The following is a 19,335-nucleotide window of genomic DNA, read 5'->3' as shown; positions in this document are numbered from 1 at the left end:
GCTTGTGGCGCACGCCTCAGCGTTCGCGCCGGGCCTCGGACGACTGCGCGGACGGCGGATCAGGGAAGAACCTGGTCAGCATGATCGTCTCCCACGCGATCGTGGCGTAGAGGATCCCCGCCGCCGCCCAGCCGGTCAGCGGATCTCCGGGCCAGAACTGCACGGACGCCAGCGCGGTCAAGGTCGAGGCGAGGAGCGCCGGGATGAGCACGGTGAGCCCGACGAAGGTGAGCCGCCGTCCGCGTCCGCTCCGGATGCTGATGGCGGTGACACCCCACAAGGAGACCAGGACGCTCGAAGCGCTCAGCACGCCGACCCAGACGGCCCGTGCCCAGGGCCCGAATTCCCACGGCAGATCGGCGCCCCGCAGGAGCAGGCCGAGGCCGAGCAGGTACAGGAGCGAGCCCAGCGCGAACGTGGCCACTCTGCGGAACGGGGTCGCGCCGCCTTTGTCGGTCAGGTAGTGCCAGCAGCAGTACCCGCCCGCGAAGCCGATCCCGATCGCCAGGAAGAGGTGACCGGGCATGCTGAACCACTCGTCCGTGGCGACGGACACCGCGCCCCAGGCCAGCAGTCCGGCGGCGACGCTCAGCAAGGGAGCGAGAAAGCCGATCAGCAGCGGTGGCACGACCATGGGCTTGGCCAGCGCGAACAGCGTCCGCCCCAGTTTGGCGCCCTTGCTCGTGCCCGCCGGCTGGATCGCGCGCCAGGTGACCAGGCCGAGGCGGAGCCCTGCCCGCCGCAGATGGGGGCGTTTGAAGAGCACGCGCACCGTTTCCGCGCCGACCTTCCCCAGCACCTGTGCCTTGTCCGAGAGCCGGGCGACCGAGGTCCCGGTCGCTTCCTTGAGCTGCTCGGCGGTGGGCGGGACGTCGCCGTTGTTCCGCAGTTCGGCCAGCCCTGTGAGCAGCGGGATCTCCTGCTGCAGGATGTTCCAGTGCAGCCAGGTGGTGAGCAGGATCGGGAGTTTGTGCCGGACGTTCGCCGGGGTCACGCCGAGTGCTTCCCAGGGGCCGATGAGACTCGCCAGTTCGGGGCGCGCGTCGAGATCGTCCGAGGTCTTGCCGAAGACATGGACGTAGTGCTCGGCGTAGAGCTCTCGGAGCCACTCGACGAGTTCGGCTTCCCCTTTCGCCTGCAGGCGCTCGCTCCTGGCGACGACGTCGACCAGCGAGCAGGCCGCGTCGAGACGGCCCCAGGTCCAGTCGTTGAGCCGCCAGCGCGAGGACAGGAAGCTCGCGAAGTTCATCAACTGGTTGCCGCTGAGTTTGCGCTCGACGCGTTGGACGTCGTCGACCGGCTCCTCGGCCAGCAGGATCGGCTCCAACGGGCTCTTGGCGATCGCCGACATGGCGTGCACCCGGATCCGGCTCGGCTCGGAGAGCGGATCGGGGCGGAGCGGGCCGATCAGGATCTCGGCCACGGCGAAGACGTCGAGCGTCCTGGCCAGGTCGATGCACGCCGCCTCGTAGAGCGCGGTGAACCCGGGGACCTTCGCGCGTTCGCCCAGTTCGGCGACCAGGTCACCGGCCAGTTCCCCCACCCGGTTCCAGATCGGGGTGAGGAACGGCTCCGGGAAGTCCGGTTCGACGGGCAGCAGGTCCGCTTGGACGGCGTGTTCGGCGACGTCGGCGATGACGCAGCACCAGTTCTTGCCAGGGAGGAGCCCTCCCGCGGCGGTGATGAAGCCGGAGAGCCGCCGGCAGGCGGCCATGACCCAGGGCAAGACCTCGAAGTCCGGTGAGCCGCCTCGCAGCAGCAGCCGATCCCGGCAGGCGAGGAGGACTTCACAGGCGAAGCGGGTCTCATAGAGTTTGTCGCGGATCGTACTGAGAGCGGTCTCCTGGATCGGGTCCAGGCTTTGCCCTGCTTCGATGGCCTGGACCCAGTCCAGGACCAGCGCGACGGCGCGGGCGGGCGCCAGCAGGGAGCGGAACCACGAGACGGTGAGCCTGTTCGCGCCGGGCACGCAGACGAGGTCGGCGACGGCGGGACCCCGCAGGAGTTCGAGGATCGGAGCCGCGGCCTGGCCGGAGGTGAACGTGCGGCTGTCGGGGATCGGCAGGGGATCGGGGCCGGTCAGGGAGATCGGGTCGTCGACCAGCCTCGCGAGGCGGTCGGCCTCCACGGACGCCACGGCATCGGCATAGCGGGGCATCAGCTTCCGGCGGGCTCTCTTGCCGGGAAGGTTCGCCAGGCCCGGGTCGCCGGGAAGGCCTCCGGCGGTGCCGTGCAGCCGTTGCGCGGACGTCCAGGCGTCGCTCAGTTCGGCCGCGTCGTCCAGCAGGGTCTCGCTGTTCATCTTGGTCCGGATCAAGGCTTTGACCACTCGCGCCAGCCGGGCGAGCGAGCCCTGTTCCTTGCTGTTCGCGGGAAGTTTGGCCGGGGTCGGGGGAACCGGCTGCAGATAGAGCAGCCAGCGGTCGACGGGTGCCTGCGCGGGCGCGCCGGCGACGGCGCGGATGGCCCAGGAGAGCGGGATGTTGTCGAGGACTCCGCCGTCCATCAGCTGCGCCTGCGTACCGCCGGCGTCCGGTACGCCGGTCTCGCTGCAGGTACCGACGGCGTCGAGCCACGGCTTGTCGTCGACGATCTCGGGCCCGGTCACCGTCAGCCTCGCCGGTTCGAAGGCACCGGGGAACGACGACGTCGTCCGCGCGGCATAGGCGAGCCGGTCGAGATGCGCCGTCGAACCGGCGGGGAAATCGCTGAAGATCGGGTGCGCGACACCGCATTCGGTCCGGTAGTGACGGAAGGCGAGGTGGGCCTGCGACCAGCTCGCCAGCAGGGCCTGCCCGACGGAAGGACGCAGGTATTCGTTACGGGGGAACAATCTCGTCGCCGTGAGGATCAGGCGGACGAGACGGGGAGAGTCGTCGGTGCGCAAGCGGCGGCACGTGGAGGTGTCGAGCAATTGTTTCAGTTGTTCCGACAGCCTCGCGTAGAAACCGCCGTCGCCGTCGAGCAGGGACGGCGGTATCCCGTGCCCTGGATGCCGGGTGAGCAACTCGAGATCGCCCAGCTTGAGCCAGATGTCGCGAATTCCGTCGTCGAAACGCATTCCGTAGACGAGATGACTGGCGAGCAGGGCGCCGTTGAGCCCGCCCGCGCTGGTCCCGGCGATGACGTCGACATCGACGTGTTCGTAATCGGCGACCGCGAGGATTTTCCGGTAAATGGCGCGCTGGGTGATATCCCGTGCGGTCACCGCGTCCGGAGCCGCCTGGGAACTGTCGGCGGAGCGGAGTGCCGTTATTTCCCGGCAGGCGCCGCCCATCCATACGGCGAGGCTGACACCGCCACGCATACAGAGGGCCAGGCGGAGATCGCGCGGACGTACGGAAGAATTCGTGGTGGTCATCGGTGCCTCCCTGCGAAGAGGTCGGCGTATCCGGAGAAGGGGTTACCCGCATACGTGACCGATGAGATGTCGTGACGCTCTCGACGCCGATTCGTTTTTGCGAGTGCGAACATCTGCGGGCGGACGCCGCGCTGATTCTGGTAGTCGTCGGATATGAGCGAACAGCCCACAGCGGCGGAGCTTGCCGACGAACTCCTCGACGTCCTCGCGGCCGAGATGCCCTTGATGGCGACCTTCGACAACGTCCCGGGACACGATCACGAGCTGCGGGACGTCTCGGAGGCGGGTGACGACCGGCTGAGGGAGCAAGCCGTCCGCATCGCCGGGCAGGCCGCCCGGTCCGCGGATCCGGACCGGATCACCCTCGCGGTGATCGCCCACCACGCCGAATCGTTGCTGACCAGGCTCGACTCGCGGCTGACCGAGTTCGTCCTCGCCGACCAGATGACCGCGGAAGGGACCGGGGTGCTGTCCTGGCTTCCGCAGCTCGCGCCCTCGGGGGAGCAGGCGGAAGAGGACTACCTGGCCAGGCTGGCGGCGTTCCCGGAGTTCTTCGCGGCATTGGCCGACCGCCACCGCGCCGGGGTCGCGGCGGGCCGGACCCCGGTGGAACGGGCGGTGCGCGGCGCGATCGGCCACGTCGACCGGTTCCTGGCCGCCGAGCCCAACCCGCTGCTCGTCCCGCCGCTGACCGGCGACCGCGCGCAGCGACGAGAGCGGCTGTTCGCAGAGAAGGTGCGGCCGGCGCTCATCGCCTATCGCGAGGTGCTCGCCCGCGAGATCGCCGGACACGGCCGTCCCGACGACCGGCCGGGCCTCTGCTGGCTGGACGGCGGCAAAGAGAGCTACGCGGGCCTGGTCAAGACGCACACCACCACCGGGATCTCGCCGGAGGAACTGCACGAGACCGGTCTCGCGCTCGGCCGGGCGCTGGACGACGAGTACCGGCGGCTCGGTGCGGCCGTGTTCGGCGAGGACGACCCCGTCGCGGTCCGGCGACGGATGCGCACCGATCCTTCGCTGTGCTGGCGGGACGCGGACGAGATGATCACGACCGCGACGGAAGCGGTCGCGCGGGCCACCGCCGTCGCGCCCGGCTGGTTCCGCCGGGTGCCCTCGGCCGAATGCGTCGTGCGGGCCGTGCCGGAAGCCGACGGGCCCTCGGCCGCGCAGGCGTACTACATGCCGCCGTCGGCCGACGGCGCCCGGCCCGGCGTCTACTCCACCAACACCTACCGGGTGACCGAACGGTTCCGGTTCATCGCCGAGTCGGTCGCCTTCCACGAAGCCGTTCCAGGTCACCATTTCCAGGCTTGCGTGTCCTACGAGCTGGAGGACGTGCCCAGGCTGCGCAGACTCGTCCCGCTCTCGGCCTTCGACGAAGGCTGGGCGCTCTACACCGAGCGGCTCGCCGACGAAATGGGTCTCTACTCCGACGACGTCATGCGGCTGGGCATGGTCGCCGAGGACTCCTTGCGCGCGGCGCGGCTCGTGGTGGACACCGGACTGCACGCGCTGGGCTGGACCCGGCAGCAGTGCGTGGACTACCTCGCCGAACACTGTGTGCTCAGCGACGTGGAGGTGCGATCCGAGACCGACCGGTACATCGAATGGCCCGGTCAGGCCCTGTCGTACATGACGGGCAGGCTGGAGATCCAGCGGTTACGCGCCTTCGCCGAGGAGCGGCTGGGCGAGGCCTTCGACATCCGGGATTTCCACGACGTCGTCTTGAGGAACGGGCAGGTGCCGCTTCCCGTGCTCGGCGACATCGTGCGGGAGTGGGTGGACGGCACGCGGCGCCGGGAGTGACCCCGGCGCCGCGTGTCCTGCCTTAGTCGCGCTTCGCGAGCGTCGCGACTTCGGCGTCGGTCAGCGGCCGGTCGTAGAGCCGGACGTCGTCCACCGCGCCGCGCAGGAAGTCGACCTGCTGACCGCCGTACTGGCCGCGGCCGATCACCGTGTGCCCGGTGCTCGGTGCGGCGGAGCAGGCGTTCTGCGCGGCGACCTTCTTGCCGTCGACGTAGAGCGACAACGTGCCCGCCTTGGCGTCGCGGACGCCGGTCAGGTGGTACCAGCGGCCGACCTCCGGCTTCTCCGGGGACAGGGCACGGAGGCCGATGAAGCTCATCGCCCACCGCTGGTCCTGTCCGGAGTACTGCAGGAAGAACGCGCTGTCGCGGCCGGTGTCCTGGCTGACGACGGTCTGGAACGCGCCGCCGGCCTCATCCAGCTTGGCCCACGCCGAAACCGAGTAACTGCCGGCCGTGTTCACGAGGTTCGTCTCGGTGTCGGCCTGCCCGTTGCCCGTGAAGGCCAGCGCGCCACCCTGGACGCCGCCTGCCCACTGCGCGTTGGTCAGCGTGGCGTGCGCGGTGCCGACCGAGTCCTTGGCGCTGGACCCGGTGCCCTCGTCGAACTTGTAGGCGTGCACGCCGTCGATCCCCGGGGTGCCGGGGCCCGGGTCCGGAGCGCCGGAGCCGCTGCCGTCGGCGTTGCGGATGATCGCCTGGTTGACCGCGCGCACCTGCGCGAAGTCCATCTTCTTCACCTGCCTGTCGTAGGTGAAGAAGCCGTTGACCTCGTGCTCGACGTCGGTGATCTGCGTGTAGATCGAGCCGCTGATACCGCAGCTCTGCGCCGACGCGAGCACGTCGCGCTGGTTCTGGACGTAGCGGCTGTTCAAGGTCGCCTGGTCCTTGACCATCTCGTAGGCGTGGCCTTCGCCGAACCACATGTGGTTCTCGACTTCGAGGCCGTAGCCGCCGTGTTCGCCGTCGATCGAAATCCGCTTGGCGTCGGGCATCGGCTTGGCGGGACCGGGGTAGGCGTGCCAGTCGATGACGTCACCCTTGCCGGAGTCGCCGAGCGAGTCACAGCAGTTGACGCCGCTGTGCGCGTTGACCAGCCGCGTCGGATCCTGGGCCTTGACGTCGTCGGCGATCTTGCCGGTGGTCTCGCGCGACCACTCGCCCCAGCCCTCGTTGAACGGCACGTAGCCGACGATCGAGGTCCAGTTCTTCTTCTGCTCCACCAGTTCCTTCAGCTCTACCTGGAACTGCTGCTGGGCGTCGGCGGGCGGCCGTCCGCCGGTGCGCATCGACGGCATGTCCTGCCAGACGAGCAGACCGAGTTTGTCGGCGTGGTGGTACCAGCGGTCGGGCTCGGTCTTGATGTGCTTGCGGACGGTGTTGAAGCCGAGGACCTTGTGCTGTTCGAGGTCGAAGCGGAGCGCCTGATCGGTCGGCGCGGTGTAGATGCCGTCCGGCCAGTAACCCTGGTCCAAAGTGGACTGGAGGAAGAGGATCTTTCCGTTGAGGGTGAACCGGAGCTTGCCGTCGGCGCCCTTGGCGGTGCCGAATTCGCGCATGCCGAAGTAGGACGACACCTTGTCCACGGTGCGGCGGCCGTCCTTCAGTTCGACGTCGAGGTCGTAGAGGAACGGCGAATCCGGTGACCAGAGCTTCGCCTTGGGCACGGGCAGGGAAATCGTCCCGCCAGCGGACGCCTTGGTGCGGCTCACCACCTTCCTGCCGTCGCGCACCACGGCCTCGACAGTGAGCCCGGAGTTCCCACCGGTGTCGACGGTGAGCTTGAGCGTCGAGGATTTGAGATCGGGCACCATGCCGAGCGTGCCGATGTGCTTCGCCGCGACCGGCTCCATCCAGACCGTCTGCCAGATGCCCGAGGCACCCTCGTAGAAGATCCCCCGGTCGGGAACCAGCCGCTGCTTGCCGACGGGCTGCCAGGTCGCGTCGGCGCGATCCTCGACGCCGACGATGATCTCTTGTTCGCCATGGGGTTTCAGCGCCGAGGTCACGTCCGCGGAGAACGCGCCGTAGCCGCCTTGGTGCGCGGCGACCTCCTTGCCGTTGACGTAGACCTTCGCCTTGTAGTCGACGGCGCCGAAGTTGATCCGGAGCGTGTTGTCTCTGCCGACGTTCCAGTGCCGGGGCACGGTGAACGTGCGCCGGTACCACATGAAGTCCTCGTGCCGCTGGATCCCGGAAAGCGCCGATTCGGTGGGGTAGGGGACCAGGATCTTCTCGGCGAGTTTCTCCCCGAAGGGCGGGACCTCGCCGGGCGCGGCACCGGCGAACTCCCAGACCCCGTTGAGGTTCTGCCAGTTCTCGCGCACCAGTTGCGGGCGGGGGTACTCGGGCAACGCGTTGGTGGGCGACACCTGGTTCGTCCACGGGGTGGTCAGGCGTGGCTTGCCCATCTTCCAGCCGCTCTCCGCGGCCGTCGCGGCCCCCGACGTCAACGCCAGGGCGGTTATGGCGACCACTGCGGCGGTCAGGGGCTTCCGGAAGCGTCTCGGCCTCCGGGGACGTTGTGACAACGTTGGCAACATCTGCTCGACACCCTTCTCCGGGGGCGGCCGCCTCGGCGGAGGTGCGCCTCCCACTGGACTTGTGCAGGCGTGAAACCACGACCCCGTGGCCGGGGGGAACCGGTGTGAGCCGGGCCACGGCGGGCCGTCAGGATGTTTTTACATCGTTGATACAACGTTGTAAAGCGTCGAAGGCCTCGAATCGGTCCTGGGCGGGAGAGCTGTCCTGTGTGTCAGGAGTGGCGGGATTCCCGCAGCCACTCGCCGAGTTCGCGGTAGTCGGCGCCGGTCAGGCCGCGCCGGGGATCGACGCGGAGCAGCAGGGCGGGCCCGGCGTGGTGGCAGGCCACCCACTCGCGATCGATCTCGGAGATCTCGTCGTCGACCCAGGCGAACGGACGGCCCCGGGCGTGCTCCAGCAGGGGCCGGATCTTCCAGTGCAGGCCGATGCGGGCGTCGGCCTCATCGGTGTCGGACGGCTCGGGCCAGTCCAGCATCGGCAAGCGCGGCAGGCCGAGTCTCGGGGCGAGGGAGTCGTTGGCGTCGTGCAGCCAGGTCGTGGCCCAGACGAGTTCTCCGGGGAGTGCCTTCAGGTGCGCAACGTGCGAGGGGTCGAGCCTGCCGAGAAGCGGATTCTCGCCATCCCGCGGCGAGGGGTCGAACAACGGGTAGCGGGAAGGTTCCAGCCCGAACGGAATGAGGGGGCCATCGACGTCGAGGTAGATCAGCGGGCTTGGTGCCACGACGGCACACGTTAGCGGTATTCGTTGACACGGTAACTGACCGATAAGTAACTTACTGGGGAGTCAGATCAACCGGAGGCGACGATGCCGACCGAAGAGCGGTCATGGTGGGGCTGGGGCACCCTCGACGGCGCACTGTCCCGCGAGGAGTCCGACGCGCTGGTGGCCCGCACCTCCGGTGTGCTGCCCGGTCACGACTTCACCGACCACGCCCCGCCCGACCCGGCGGACCTCGGCGTCCCGGCATCGCGGATCCGCCCGCCCGCGACGCTCGCCGCGTTGTGCAGCGACGTACCGGCCGACCGGCTGTCCCATGCCCGGGGCAAGGCGTTCCGCGACGTCGTCCGCAATCTGCTGGGGCAGGTCGACCATGTCCCGGATCTGGTCGCGCGTCCGCGTACGGAGCAGGACGTGGTCGACCTCCTCGACTGGTGCACCGCTTCCGGTACGCCGCTGATTCCTTACGGTGGCGGCAGTTCCGTGGTCGGCGGGGTCGAGCCGCGGTTCGACGGCCCGGCGGTCTCGATGGATCTGGCCGGCCTCGGCGACGTACTCGAAGTGGACACGGTCAGCCGCGCGGCGCGGATCCAGGCCGGGATCTTCGGGCCGGCTCTGGAAGACCGCCTCCGTCCGCTGGGGCTGACTCTGCGGCATTTCCCGCAGTCGTTCGCGCATTCGACACTCGGCGGCTGGCTCGCCACCCGCGCGGGCGGGCACTACGCCACCCTCGCGACGCATATCGACGATCTCACCGAATCGCTGCGCGTCGTCACACCCGCCGGGATCAGTGAATCGCGACGCCTGCCGGGCTCGGGTGCCGGACCTTCGCCGGACCGGATGTTCCTCGGTTCCGAGGGCACGCTCGGCGTGATCACCGAAGCCTGGATGCGCCTCCAGGACCGGCCGGTGTGGCAGGTGACCGCGTCCGTCGCCTTCGAACGGCAGGAGGCCGCGGTCGCCGCCACCCGCGCGATCGCGCAGTCCGGGCTCCATCCGTCGAACTGCCGGCTGCTCGACCCGGCGGAGGCGTTCATCAACGCGGGCGCGAGTGTGGGCGGAGGGCTCCTGCTGGTCGCGTTCGAATCCGCCGATCACCCGGTCGACATCTGGCTCGACCGCGCGCTGGAACTGACCGCCGGTCACGGCGGTGTCGTGAAAGCCAGGCGCGGCAAGGAATCCACGGGGAAGGACAGCGCTTCGACGTGGCGGTCGTCGTTCCTGCGGATGCCCTATCAACGTGACGCGCTCGCCCGCCGGTCGCTGATCGTGGAGACCTTCGAAACCGCCTGCACCTGGGACGACTTCCCGGAGTTCCACGACGCGATCATCTCGGCGGCGCGCGCCGCGATCGACGAAGTGTGCGGCGGCGCCGGTGTCGTCACGTGCCGGTTCAGCCACGTGTACCCCGACGGTCCCGCGCCCTACTACGGGATCTACGCCGCCGGGCGCTGGGGGAGCACTGTCGCCCAGTGGGACGAGATCAAGGCCGCGGTCTCCGAGGCGATCGAGGGCCACGGTGGCACGATCACCCATCACCACGCCGTCGGCCGCGATCACCGGCCCTGGTACGACCGGCAGCGTCCGGCACCGTTCGCCGCTGCGCTCGCCGCCGCCAAAGCCGCGCTCGACCCGGCCGGGATCCTCAATCCCGGAGTCCTGATCGGCTGACCGGCGGGCGGACGAACGACGTCAGCAACGCGGTGAACCGCATGGCCGCCAACGACAACGTCCGGCCCGCCATGGTCTGCACCTGGGCTTCGCGTTTGCGGAACACGGCGTTGTCGAGCAGTACGTAGGCGACGCCTTCGGTGGCCGCGTCCTGCTCGATGTCGCCCAGGCCGCCGACGAGCGCGATCCCGCCGCCGCAGCGGACGAATTCGTACTTCGGGCTCAGTTCGTTGCACTCCAGCACCGGCTGGGCGGTGAGATTCTCGATCCGGGCGGCGATGTCGAACAGGTCCCGCAGGCTCTGGCCGGGCGCCGGGAGCGCGAGGGGATGCCGGCACAGTTCGGCGAGCCCGACGGACTCGCGGCCGGTCAGCGGATGATCGAGCGGGACGATCGCGTACACCGGGACGACGACCGCGCTCTCGACCCGCACCCCGTGCTGGGGCCCGGTCGCGAACGTGACGGCGACGTCGGCCGCGCCCTCGAGCACCCGCCGGGTCGCCTCGTCCCTGGTGACGACGTCGATGTGGAACGTGACGTCGTGGTCGCGCCGGAAGGCGGCGACCGCCTGCGGGACCACGCGGCGGGCGAACCCCTCGGAGCAGGCGACCGTCAGGGACCGGGCGTGCAGGCCGCGGCCGGTGCGGAGCTCGTCGACGAGGACGGCCGATTCGGCCTCGCTGCGCCGGACGTGGTCCAGCAGCCGGGTGCCGGCCTCGGTCGGCACCATGCCGCGGGGATGCCGGACGAACAACGGCACCCCGAGACCCGCTTCGAGTTTGGCGATCTGGCGGCTGATCGCCGAAGGCGCCACCGTCAGTTCCGTCGCCGCCTCGGACACCGAGCCGGTGCGCGCGACTTCGAGGAAGTACGTCAACGCGATCGGCAGTAGTCGCATCAGATCTCCGCAGGTTTGCCGCAATGAGAACGCGGAGCACGGTAAACGGCAATGGTCAGGGTGCGCAAACCGACTTACGCTCCATTGGACACCCGTCGAGCGAATCGGGAGACAACGCGGTGATCCCTGCAGAACTGGTCGCGAAAGCCCACGAGCACGTCGATTCCGGAGCGTTCTTCGCCGAACTCGCCGAGCTCGTCCGGTATCCGACCGTGAGTGATCATCCGAGCGGCCGCGTTGCCATCAAGGCATACCTGGATGAGGTGTTGACCCCGGCGCTCACCGCGCTCGGCTGTTCCGTGGAGACGTACCCGAATCCCGACCCGGACGGCGGCCCATTCCTGATCGGTACCCGCGTCGAGTCGCCCGAACTGCCGACACTCCTGTGCTACGGCCACGCCGACGTCGTCGACGGGCACGAGGGCCGGTGGAGCGAAGGCCGGGATCCGTGGACGCTGACCGCCGACGGCGAGCGCTGGTACGGCCGCGGTTCGGCGGACAACAAGGGGCAGCACCTGATCAACCTGACCGCGCTCAGGCTGCTCCTCGCCGAGAAGGGTTCGCTCGGGTTCAACCTCAAGTTCCTGTTCGAGACCGGGGAGGAAATCGGCTCCCCGGGCCTGGACGAGTTCGTTTCGGCGCACCGGGAGGCACTGAACGCCGACGTCCTCATCGCGTCCGACGGCCCACGCCTGGACGCGGTGACGCCGACGCTGTTCCTCGGCGCGCGGGGCAGTGTCCGGATCGCTCTCGACGTCGACCTCCGCCCCGACGCCTACCACTCGGGGAACTGGGGCGGTGTATTGCGCAATCCCGCCACGACCCTCGCCGGGGCGATCGCCTGTCTCGTCGACGGGCACGGCCGCGTCCAGGTGCCGGAACTCCTGCCGCCCGAGCTCCCGGACAGCGTCCGCGCGGCGCTCGCCGAACTCGAGATCGGCGACAAGCCGGGCGACCCGGCGCTCGACGCGAACTGGGGTGATACCGGGCTGACCGCGGCGGAGCGGCTGTACGGCTGGAACACTCTCGAAGTCCTCTCGCTCGGCGCCGCGGACATCGACCGGCCGGTCAACGCCATCCCCGGCCGCGCACGGGCGATACTGCAACTGCGCTACGTCGCGGGCACCGACGTCGACGGGGTGGGCGAGACGATCACGAAACACCTTGCCGCACAAGGTTTTTCCATGGTCGACGTCACCGCAGAGGGCAGTTTCCGCGCCAGCCGCACGCCGGTCGACGACCCGTGGGTCGGCTGGGCGAAGAGCGTCCTCGACGAGGTTTCCGACCGGCGAGTCGCGATCCTGCCGAGCTTCGGCGGAGGACTGCCGAACCACGTGTTCACCGACCTCCTCCGCCTGCCGACGCTGTGGCTGCCGCACTCCTATCCGGGATGCCTGCAGCACGCGCCCGACGAACACCTGCTCGCGCCCATCGCCCGCGAGGGGATCGTCCTGGCCGCGGCACTGTTCCACGCGCTCGGACGGCGCGGCGGGGAGGAATGATGAGCGAGCGGACGGTGGCGAGGCCGCGCACGCCGTCGTCCACTCGGCGCGCGATCGCCGCCGCGACCATCGGCAACGCGCTCGAATGGTTCGACCTCGGCGTGTACGCGCTCATGGCCGCCTACATCGGCAAGACCTTCTTTCCGGGCGGGAACGCCGCCGTCCAGCTCGTGCAGGCGTACGCGGTCTTCGGCATCACGTTCTTGGTGCGTCCGCTCGGCGGTCTCGTGCTCGGCGCCTACGCCGACCGGTTCGGCCGCAAGAAGGCGCTGGTGCTGACCATCTGGCTGATGGTCGCCGGGACGTTCCTGCTCGCGGTGATGCCGAGCTACGCGACGATCGGTTTCCTCGCCCCGGTCGGTGTGATCGTGGCGCGGCTGATCCAGGGCTTCGCCGCGGGCGGCGAATTCGGGGCGGCCACGTCGTTCCTGATCGAACAGGACGATCGCCGAAAAGGGTTCCTCGGCAGCTTTCAGTTCGCCAGCCAGGGTTTCGCGACCCTGATGTCCGCCGGGTTCGCCGCCGGGCTGACCGCCGCGCTCAGCGCGGAGGCGATGACGTCCTGGGGCTGGCGGATCCCGTTCGTCTTCGGGCTGCTCGTCGGCCCGGTCGGCTACTACATCCGGCGCCACGTCGACGAACCCGAGACCACGAAGGAGGAACAGCCGAAGTCCACGCCGGTCCGGTCGCTGTTCCGCTTCCAGTGGGGCGGCCTGCTGATCGCCGGGGGTGCGCTGGTCGTCTCGACCTCGCTGAACTTCATCCTCCAGTCGCTGCCGACGTTCGCGATCAAGAATCTCGGCCTGGACGACTCGCTGTCGTTCGTCGCCCTGATGATCACCGCCGCGATCCTGACCGTCGTGACGCCGATCGTCGGACTGCTCACCGACCGGCACGGCCGCATCAGGATCATGATCGGGGCCGCGGCGGTGATCGGGGCCGGCGTGGTGCCGCTGTACCTGTGGGTCACCACGTCGCCGTCGTTCCTGACCCTCACGATCACGATGACGATCCTGGGGCTGCTGAAGGCGATCTACTTCGGCGCGCTTCCGTCGGTGATGGCCGACGTGTTCCCGGCGCACACCAGGGCGACGGGGCTTTCGTTCGCCTACAACGCCACGGTCGGGATCTTCGGCGGATTCACGCCGACCATCGCGACCGCGATGATCGCGGCAACCGGATCCCCGGTTTCGCCCGGTTACTATCTGTTGGCGACTGCTTCGCTGAGCATCGTCGCGCTGGTGGCGGCGAATCGGCGGCGGGGGATTCGCTGAAGTCGGCGTTGAGTCCAGAGTGGACGGACGGCGGAACCTTGTTCGGGGGTTCGGCGAGGGCGGTGTGCTCCCTCGTGTGGCGAGGCCTGTCGCGAAAGCCACTTTCGCGACGTTAGATGTCCCGAAAGTGGCTTTCGTGGCCTGTCTCGGGATCCAGTCCGGACGGCCCGCGATGAGGTGACAGGCAGTGCCGTCGGTTTCTTGACACGTGGGCATGCCGAAGGGCCCGTCGCCGGTGGTGTGCGGCGGGCTCTTCGGTTTCAGCGGTGGTTGTGGCGGGGTGTTTGTAGGGGGTCGAGGTACTGCGGCGGGATGAATTCGGGTCGTCCGTTGGTGATTTGGACTTTCCAGCCGGATTGTCCGTGGATGACCATGTGGTGGTAGCGGCAGAGTAGGCAGAGGTTGTCGAGGTCGGTGTCGCCGAGTTGGCCCCACGGCAGTATGTGGTGGGCTTCGCAGTGTTTGGGTTTGCGGTGGCAGCCGGGGAAGGCGCAGCCGTGGTCGCGGAGGTTCAGGGCCCGGCGTTGGGCGGGGGTGACGCTGCGGGTGGCGCGGCCGATGTCGAGGGGTTCGCTGTCGGAGCCGAGGACGGCGGGGATGATTTTCGCGTCGCAGGCCAGCATCCGCGCGTGCCGTGCGGTGATCTGGGAGACGCCGTCCACGCAGGCCGCTCCGAGTCCGGAGGTCAGGGTCTCCAAGGGGATGGTGACCACAACCGTCGTCCGGTCCCCGGACAACGTAGGCGCCTTCTCGTTGGTCATGGCGTAGTGGATGGCGTCGAACAAGGCGTCGCCGTGGCGTTCGCCGGGGGTGCGGGGGTCGCGGTTGCCGTCTTCGTCGATGGGTCTTCGTTGTCCCCAGGTGTCGAACAGGGCGTTGACCCGGGCCCCGAATTCGGGGTCCAGCAGGCCGTTGAGCCGCCACCAGCCATCCTCACGTTTGCGCAGATACACCTCACGTGACGGTGGTTTGAGGTCGTCGTCTTTCGGCTCGTTCCCATCGGGATCCAAGTGCGCCAGCAGGTCGGCGCCGACGTTGATGATCTCCTGTGGCCCGGCGTGGCGGGCGAGGGTCACCAGGATCTGTTCCGCGCCGGACCGGTCCTCGGCCGACACCTCGGCGGGGATTTTCTTCAGCACGGCGAGGATCGGGTCGAGTTGCTGGTGCCCGAGGTCGCCTTCCGCGGTGGCGGCCCCGGCGATGGGTGCGAAGGCGGGTGCGGGGGTGCCGTCGAGGTTGCGGCTCTCGTTCAGTGCCAGCGCTCGCGTCACGGTGTCGCTGGCTTCCTTTGGGGCTGATGCGGGCGGTTTCGGCGAACCAGCCCGCCGTCGATCCGTGTCCGAACAGTTCCATCGGGCCACGGGACTCGATCTCGGTCAGGTACTGCCCGGCCTCCGCCAACGCCTGTCGTGCCACCGACAACCGCTCGACCACGCCGTGCGCGAGCTCGCGCGCACCGGCGCGCCACAGCTCCTGTGGCGGTTCGAGGATGCGTTGACTGGACACCCCGCAAGAATACCGTAAACCGAACAGGTGTACGAACACGAAAATTGCTCTGGAATCGCTTTCATCTACCGGGGAAGTGCTTCGGCGGCTATTCACGGGTAAGGAAAACGAAGCGAGTTGCGAAAGCCACTTTCGCAACCTTCAATGTTGCGAAAGCGGCTTTCGCAACATCGGCGAAGGCGGGACGAGCGGACGTTCCTCGCTCCTTGCTGGAGGGGCCTTGTCGGCGCGCGCCGCCGAACTCCTCACAGCTCCCGCAGCAGATACCGCTGCAACTTCCCACTCGCATTGCGCGGCAACGCCTCGATGAACCGCACGCGCCGCGGATACTTGTACGGCGCCGCGGTCGCCTTGGCGTGGTTCTGCAATGCCCGCACCAGATCCGCGTCCGGCTCGATACCGGGCCGGGGGACGACGAACGCCGTCACGACCGAGCCGCGATCGGGATCCGGCGTGCCGATCACGGCGCATTCGTCGACATCCGGATGGGTGAGCAGGACCTCCTCGACCTCGGGGGCGGCGATGTTGTACCCCGACGAGATGATCATGTCGTCGCTGCGCGCGACGAACCGGAAGTAGCCATCGGCGTCGCGGACGTAGGTGTCGCCGGTGAAGTTCCAGCCACCGCGGACGTAATCCTGCTGGCGCGGGTCTTCGAGGTAGCGGCAGCCGGTGGGCCCTCGCGCCGCGAGGAAACCGGGAGTGCCGTCGGGAACGGGCGAACCGTCGACATCGAGAACGGCCGCCTGATAACCGGGCACGACTTTGCCGGTGGCCCCAGCGTCCGGTCACCGAGCGCGCGCTCGGCACGCCGTTCGACGGCGAGCCGGCGTGGAAGACCCTGCCCTCGTGGGCGCTGATCGCCGAGCAGGACCACGCGATCCCCGCCGCGGCGCAGGCGTTCATGGCCGAGCGTGCCGGTTCGGAGATCACCAGGGTCGACGCTTCGCACGCTGTCTCGGTGTCGCGGCCGGACATCGTCGCGGAGGTTCTCCTCGCCGCGGCGGCCAAGGTCGCTTGACAGGTGAAACCCTCCCCGGAGAGACTGCTAAAACGTTTTGGCAGTCTCTCCGGGGAGAATCACGTGAAGGTCTTGGTGCTCGATTCGAGCCCGCGTCGTGAAGGCAACTCCTGGGCGCTCGCGCAGGCTTTGGCCAAGGGGGCGGAGGAAGCGGGCCACACGGTCGGCTTCGTCCGCCTCTCCGATTTCGTCGAGTCGCCGCTCGGGGACTGTCGTGACTGCCGGCTGAGCGACCGGTCCTGCGGCATCGGCGACGGCTACGAGCGCCTGCTGTTCGACCACGTGCTCCCGGCGGACGCGATCGTCTACGCCACACCGCTGCACTGGTACGGCATGACCGGACGGCTGAAGTCCTTCTTCGACCGGCTGTTCTGTTACACCTCCGGCAGTTCCCCGCATACCGCGGAGGTCGTGCCGGGGCTGATGCACAAACGCGCCGCGGTGCTGATCTCGTGCGAGGAGAGCTACCGCGGCGCGACACTCGGTCTTGAGGCCCAGTTCCAGGAACTCACCCGGTACCTGCGTCAGGACCTCGCCGGGATCGTGGTCGGCGTCGGCAACAGCCGGGGCGAGGTGGAACGTGATCCCGCGCGGCCGCTGGAGGCCGCGGCGGACCTCGGCCGTAGGCTGGGCGACGCCCATGTCACCGACTATCGGCTGGACACCGACCGGCCGAACCGCGTTTGGGGACCGCCTGTGGAGGCTTGAGTGTCGCCGACCATCCGTGACGTCGCCGCCGCCGCGGGGGTTTCGATCACCACCGTTTCCCATGTGCTCAGCGGCCAGGGCCGGATCTCGGAGGAGACCCGGCAGCGCGTCGCGAGGGCGGCGGCCGAACTCGGCTACCAGGCCAGCGTGCACGCGCAGCAGCTGGTCACCCGGCGCAGCCGCACGTTGGCGATCCAGCTCGCGAACTCGGTCGACGCGAGCAGCGCCTGCGCGCTCGTGCCCAATTCGGACTACTTCCTCGAAGTCCTCAACGGCGCGGCCGAAGCCGCCTCGAAACGGTCATACGCCCTGCTCCTGACCCCGACGGACGCCGACCTCGACCGGCTGAACGCCTTCGCCGTCGATGGCGCGATTCTGGTGGATCCCCGTGGAGATGAGCCCTTCTTCGCGACCGGCTGGTGCCAGGACCGGCCGCTGGTGACCGTCGGACGCCCCATGGCGGCGCCGTGCCCGGTTCCGGTCGTCGTCGACAACGACCTGGTCGCGGCCGCCGGGCAGATGCTGGATCACCTGGCGGACAACGGTTATGAGCGGCCGTCGATGATCACCACCGACACCGCACGCTCCTACGCGGCCGATCTGGTCGCGGGCTACACCGGCTGGATGGAAGCGCGGGGGCTGGAGCCGGTGGTGGTCGAGATCGACGAGCCGCCGACCACCGAAGGCACGGCGGAAGCGCTGGGCAGACTGCTCGGCCGGCGCGTGTGCCCGGACGCCGTGTTCACGACATCGGAGAACCTCGCCCTCGGTGTCCTCCACGAGGCCCGCCGCCGGCGGCTCGCGGTACCCGGCGAACTTGGGATCTGCAGTGCGGTGGACAGCGGTTCGCTCCAGCTCGTTTCGCCGCGGGTGACCGGGATGTTCGTGCATCCGCGCGAGGTCGGCGGCCGCGCGGCCACGGCGCTGATGGACCTCGTCGAGGGGAAGGCGTCCGGCGGTGAGCCGCGCCGGATCGAAGTCCCCGTGCGGCTGAACGCGCGGGAATCGACCGCTCGCTAAGAACTCCGGCACGCCGCGACCGGCACGGTCCCGCCGTCGTCCTCGGTGGTCGCGATGAACCCGAAGGTGGTCGTCCCGCCGGCGGGCAGCACCGCGTTCCAGTCCAGTTCGGACACTCGTACGTGGTCGCCGTCCTGTGCCAGGGAACCGTTCCACAGGTTGGCGATGCGGGTGCCGGGCGGCAGCGTCCAGCTGACCTCCCAGCCGGTGAGCCGGGTGTCCTGGGCGTTCCGGACGGACACGCGGATCTCGGAGCCGCCGGGCCAGCGGTTGGCGACCTCGTACCGCGCTTCGCACACCGGTTTCGTGGCCGACGGCAGCGGCGCAGGCGCCGGGGCGGCGGCGTCGGGCGGGTCGTCGTCGAACAGCAGGACCCCCGCCAGCACACCGCCCGCCACGACCACCCCGCCCGCGATGGCGAACGGCAACCGCGAACGGCGGGTGGGCGCGGGAAGCCGTTTGGTGCCGGACAGGATCGCCGGGCGGCCGTCGGCGACGGCGGCGAGCATCCGCTCCGCCTCTGCCATGTCCGGCCGTTCCAGTGGATCCCGCCGGAGTAGCCGCAGCAGGACGTCGGTGAGCGGGCCGGTGGACCTCGGCGCCGTGATCTCGCCGCGGGCGACCCGTTTGAGAAGCGCGATCTGGTTGCCGTCGGTGCCGAACGGCGGCGCGCCTTCCAGCACGGTGTAGAGCGTGGCGCCGAGCGAGAACACGTCCGACGGGTAGCCGGGTTCCTCACCGTCGGCGACCTCGGGGGAGAGGTACGCCGGGGTACCCACGACGAGGCCGTCGCCGGTCATCGTCCCTTCGCCCGTGACGTGGGACAGGCCGAAGTCGGCGATTTTCGCCTGGCCGTCTTCGGTGATCAGGATGTTGTTGGGTGTGACGTCCCGGTGCAGGATGCCGTCCTCGTGGGCGGCGGCCAGCGCGGAGGCGATCTGCGCGCCGAGTTCCGCGACGCGGCCCGCGGGGAGCGGGCCGTCGTCGGCGAGAAGCTCCGTCAGCGGCCGCGACGACAGGAACTCCATGATCAGGAACGGGGTTCCGTCCTGCTCCACGACGTCGTAGACGGTGACGGCGTGCGGATGCTTGAGTCGCGCGGCGACCCGGGCCTCCCGCATCGCGCGCACGATCGACCGGAACGGCGCGTCGCCCGGCGACTTGTCCGGCAGCAACTGCTTGACCGCGACCGTGCGGTCGAGCCGCTCGTCCCGCGCCTGCCACACCACGCCCATCGCGCCCCGGCCGACCTTGTGCTCCAGCCGGTAACGACCGGCGATGATGGCGTTCCGGTTCACCGGGCA

At 69.3% G+C, this 19,335-nt stretch carries 11 protein-coding genes and 3 pseudogenes; 7 read left to right on the top strand and 7 right to left on the bottom strand.

Features of this window, described 5'->3' with window-relative positions:
• Positions 1-16: 16 nt before the first annotated feature.
• Positions 17-3,361, bottom strand: coding sequence for a DUF3376 domain-containing protein (locus NQK81_RS05155; RefSeq protein WP_257487264.1), 3,345 nt, complete (start codon positions 3,359-3,361; stop codon positions 17-19).
• Between the two features lie 153 nt (positions 3,362-3,514).
• Between NQK81_RS05155 and NQK81_RS05150 the strand changes: the two genes are divergently transcribed.
• Entirely contained in the window at positions 3,515-5,170 is a 1,656-nt protein-coding gene (locus NQK81_RS05150; RefSeq protein ID WP_257487263.1) for a DUF885 domain-containing protein, read from the top strand.
• Between the two features lie 22 nt (positions 5,171-5,192).
• Here the strand turns inward: NQK81_RS05150 and NQK81_RS05145 are convergent, their stop codons facing one another.
• Both NQK81_RS05145 and NQK81_RS05140 read right to left on the bottom strand, forming a co-directional pair.
• The gene (locus NQK81_RS05145; protein ID WP_257487262.1) at positions 5,193-7,646 is read right to left on the bottom strand and encodes a LamG-like jellyroll fold domain-containing protein; all 2,454 of its coding nucleotides are present in this window, start codon (positions 7,644-7,646) and stop codon (positions 5,193-5,195) included.
• A 278-nt stretch (positions 7,647-7,924) separates the two neighbouring features.
• The gene (locus tag NQK81_RS05140) at positions 7,925-8,434 is read right to left on the bottom strand and encodes an HAD domain-containing protein (RefSeq protein WP_257487261.1); all 510 of its coding nucleotides are present in this window, start codon (positions 8,432-8,434) and stop codon (positions 7,925-7,927) included.
• A gap of 84 nt (positions 8,435-8,518) precedes the next feature.
• On the opposite strand from NQK81_RS05140, the gene NQK81_RS05135 reads away from it, so the two are divergent.
• A complete protein-coding gene (locus tag NQK81_RS05135; protein WP_257487260.1) occupies positions 8,519-10,102 on the top strand; it encodes an FAD-binding oxidoreductase in 1,584 nt (527 codons plus the stop codon).
• On the opposite strand, the gene NQK81_RS05130 is transcribed toward NQK81_RS05135, so the two are convergent.
• Complete coding sequence (locus tag NQK81_RS05130; protein WP_257487259.1) at positions 10,077-11,000, bottom strand: LysR family transcriptional regulator; 924 nt, start codon at positions 10,998-11,000, stop codon at positions 10,077-10,079. The genes NQK81_RS05135 and NQK81_RS05130 overlap by 26 nt on opposite strands.
• Before the next feature lie 119 nt (positions 11,001-11,119).
• Here NQK81_RS05130 and NQK81_RS05125 point away from each other — a divergent pair, with 119 nt between their 5' ends.
• A complete protein-coding gene (locus tag NQK81_RS05125) occupies positions 11,120-12,502 on the top strand; it encodes a M20 family metallopeptidase (protein WP_257487258.1) in 1,383 nt (460 codons plus the stop codon).
• Positions 12,502-13,776, top strand: coding sequence for an MFS transporter (locus tag NQK81_RS05120; protein WP_257487257.1), 1,275 nt, complete (start codon positions 12,502-12,504; stop codon positions 13,774-13,776). Before NQK81_RS05125 ends, NQK81_RS05120 begins: the two co-directional genes overlap by 1 nt.
• 260 nt (positions 13,777-14,036) lie before the next feature.
• Here the strand turns inward: NQK81_RS05120 and NQK81_RS05115 are convergent.
• Together NQK81_RS05115 and NQK81_RS05110 are read right to left on the bottom strand one after the other, a co-directional pair.
• A pseudogene (locus NQK81_RS05115) lies at positions 14,037-15,282 on the bottom strand (HNH endonuclease signature motif containing protein).
• A gap of 245 nt (positions 15,283-15,527) precedes the next feature.
• Positions 15,528-16,061, bottom strand: a pseudogene (locus NQK81_RS05110) (AMP-binding enzyme); the annotation flags it as partial.
• On the opposite strand from NQK81_RS05110, the pseudogene NQK81_RS45255 reads away from it, so the two are divergent.
• The 3 genes and pseudogenes from NQK81_RS45255 to NQK81_RS05100 all read left to right on the top strand — a co-directional run.
• Positions 16,058-16,303: pseudogene (locus tag NQK81_RS45255) on the top strand (alpha/beta fold hydrolase); the annotation flags it as partial. The pseudogenes NQK81_RS05110 and NQK81_RS45255 sit on opposite strands and share 4 nt — an antisense overlap.
• Positions 16,304-16,366: 63 nt before the next feature.
• Positions 16,367-17,011, top strand: a complete 645-nt coding sequence (locus tag NQK81_RS05105) for a flavodoxin family protein (RefSeq protein WP_126737763.1) — start codon at positions 16,367-16,369, stop codon at positions 17,009-17,011.
• Positions 17,012-18,031: a LacI family DNA-binding transcriptional regulator gene (locus NQK81_RS05100; RefSeq protein WP_257487256.1), complete on the top strand. Its 1,020-nt coding sequence runs from the start codon at positions 17,012-17,014 to the stop codon at positions 18,029-18,031. It abuts the gene before it with no gap.
• Here the strand turns inward: NQK81_RS05100 and NQK81_RS05095 are convergent.
• Positions 18,028-19,329 carry a protein kinase domain-containing protein gene (locus NQK81_RS05095; protein WP_257487255.1) on the bottom strand — a complete coding sequence of 434 codons (1,302 nt, stop codon included), beginning with the start codon at positions 19,327-19,329 and terminating at the stop codon, positions 18,028-18,030. The genes NQK81_RS05100 and NQK81_RS05095 overlap by 4 nt on opposite strands.
• Positions 19,330-19,335 lie beyond the last annotated feature (6 nt).

It is taken from the genome of Amycolatopsis roodepoortensis (assembly GCF_024628825.1).
Classification (GTDB): Bacteria; Actinomycetota; Actinomycetes; order Mycobacteriales; family Pseudonocardiaceae; genus Amycolatopsis; species Amycolatopsis roodepoortensis.
The sequence above is the reverse complement of the archived record's forward strand: the minus strand, read 5'-3'. Positions and strand labels throughout refer to the sequence as shown.

What these genes read in the sequence shown, in the direction of transcription:
- NQK81_RS05155 (WP_257487264.1), bottom strand. Translation starts at nt 3,361, where the DNA reads ATGACCACCACGAATTCTTCCGTACGTCCGCGCGATCTCCGCCTGGCC.
- NQK81_RS05150 (WP_257487263.1), top strand. Translation starts at nt 3,515, where the DNA reads ATGAGCGAACAGCCCACAGCGGCGGAGCTTGCCGACGAACTCCTCGAC.
- NQK81_RS05135 (WP_257487260.1), top strand. Translation starts at nt 8,519, where the DNA reads ATGCCGACCGAAGAGCGGTCATGGTGGGGCTGGGGCACCCTCGACGGC.
- NQK81_RS05130 (WP_257487259.1), bottom strand. Translation starts at nt 11,000, where the DNA reads ATGCGACTACTGCCGATCGCGTTGACGTACTTCCTCGAAGTCGCGCGC.
- NQK81_RS05120 (WP_257487257.1), top strand. Translation starts at nt 12,502, where the DNA reads ATGAGCGAGCGGACGGTGGCGAGGCCGCGCACGCCGTCGTCCACTCGG.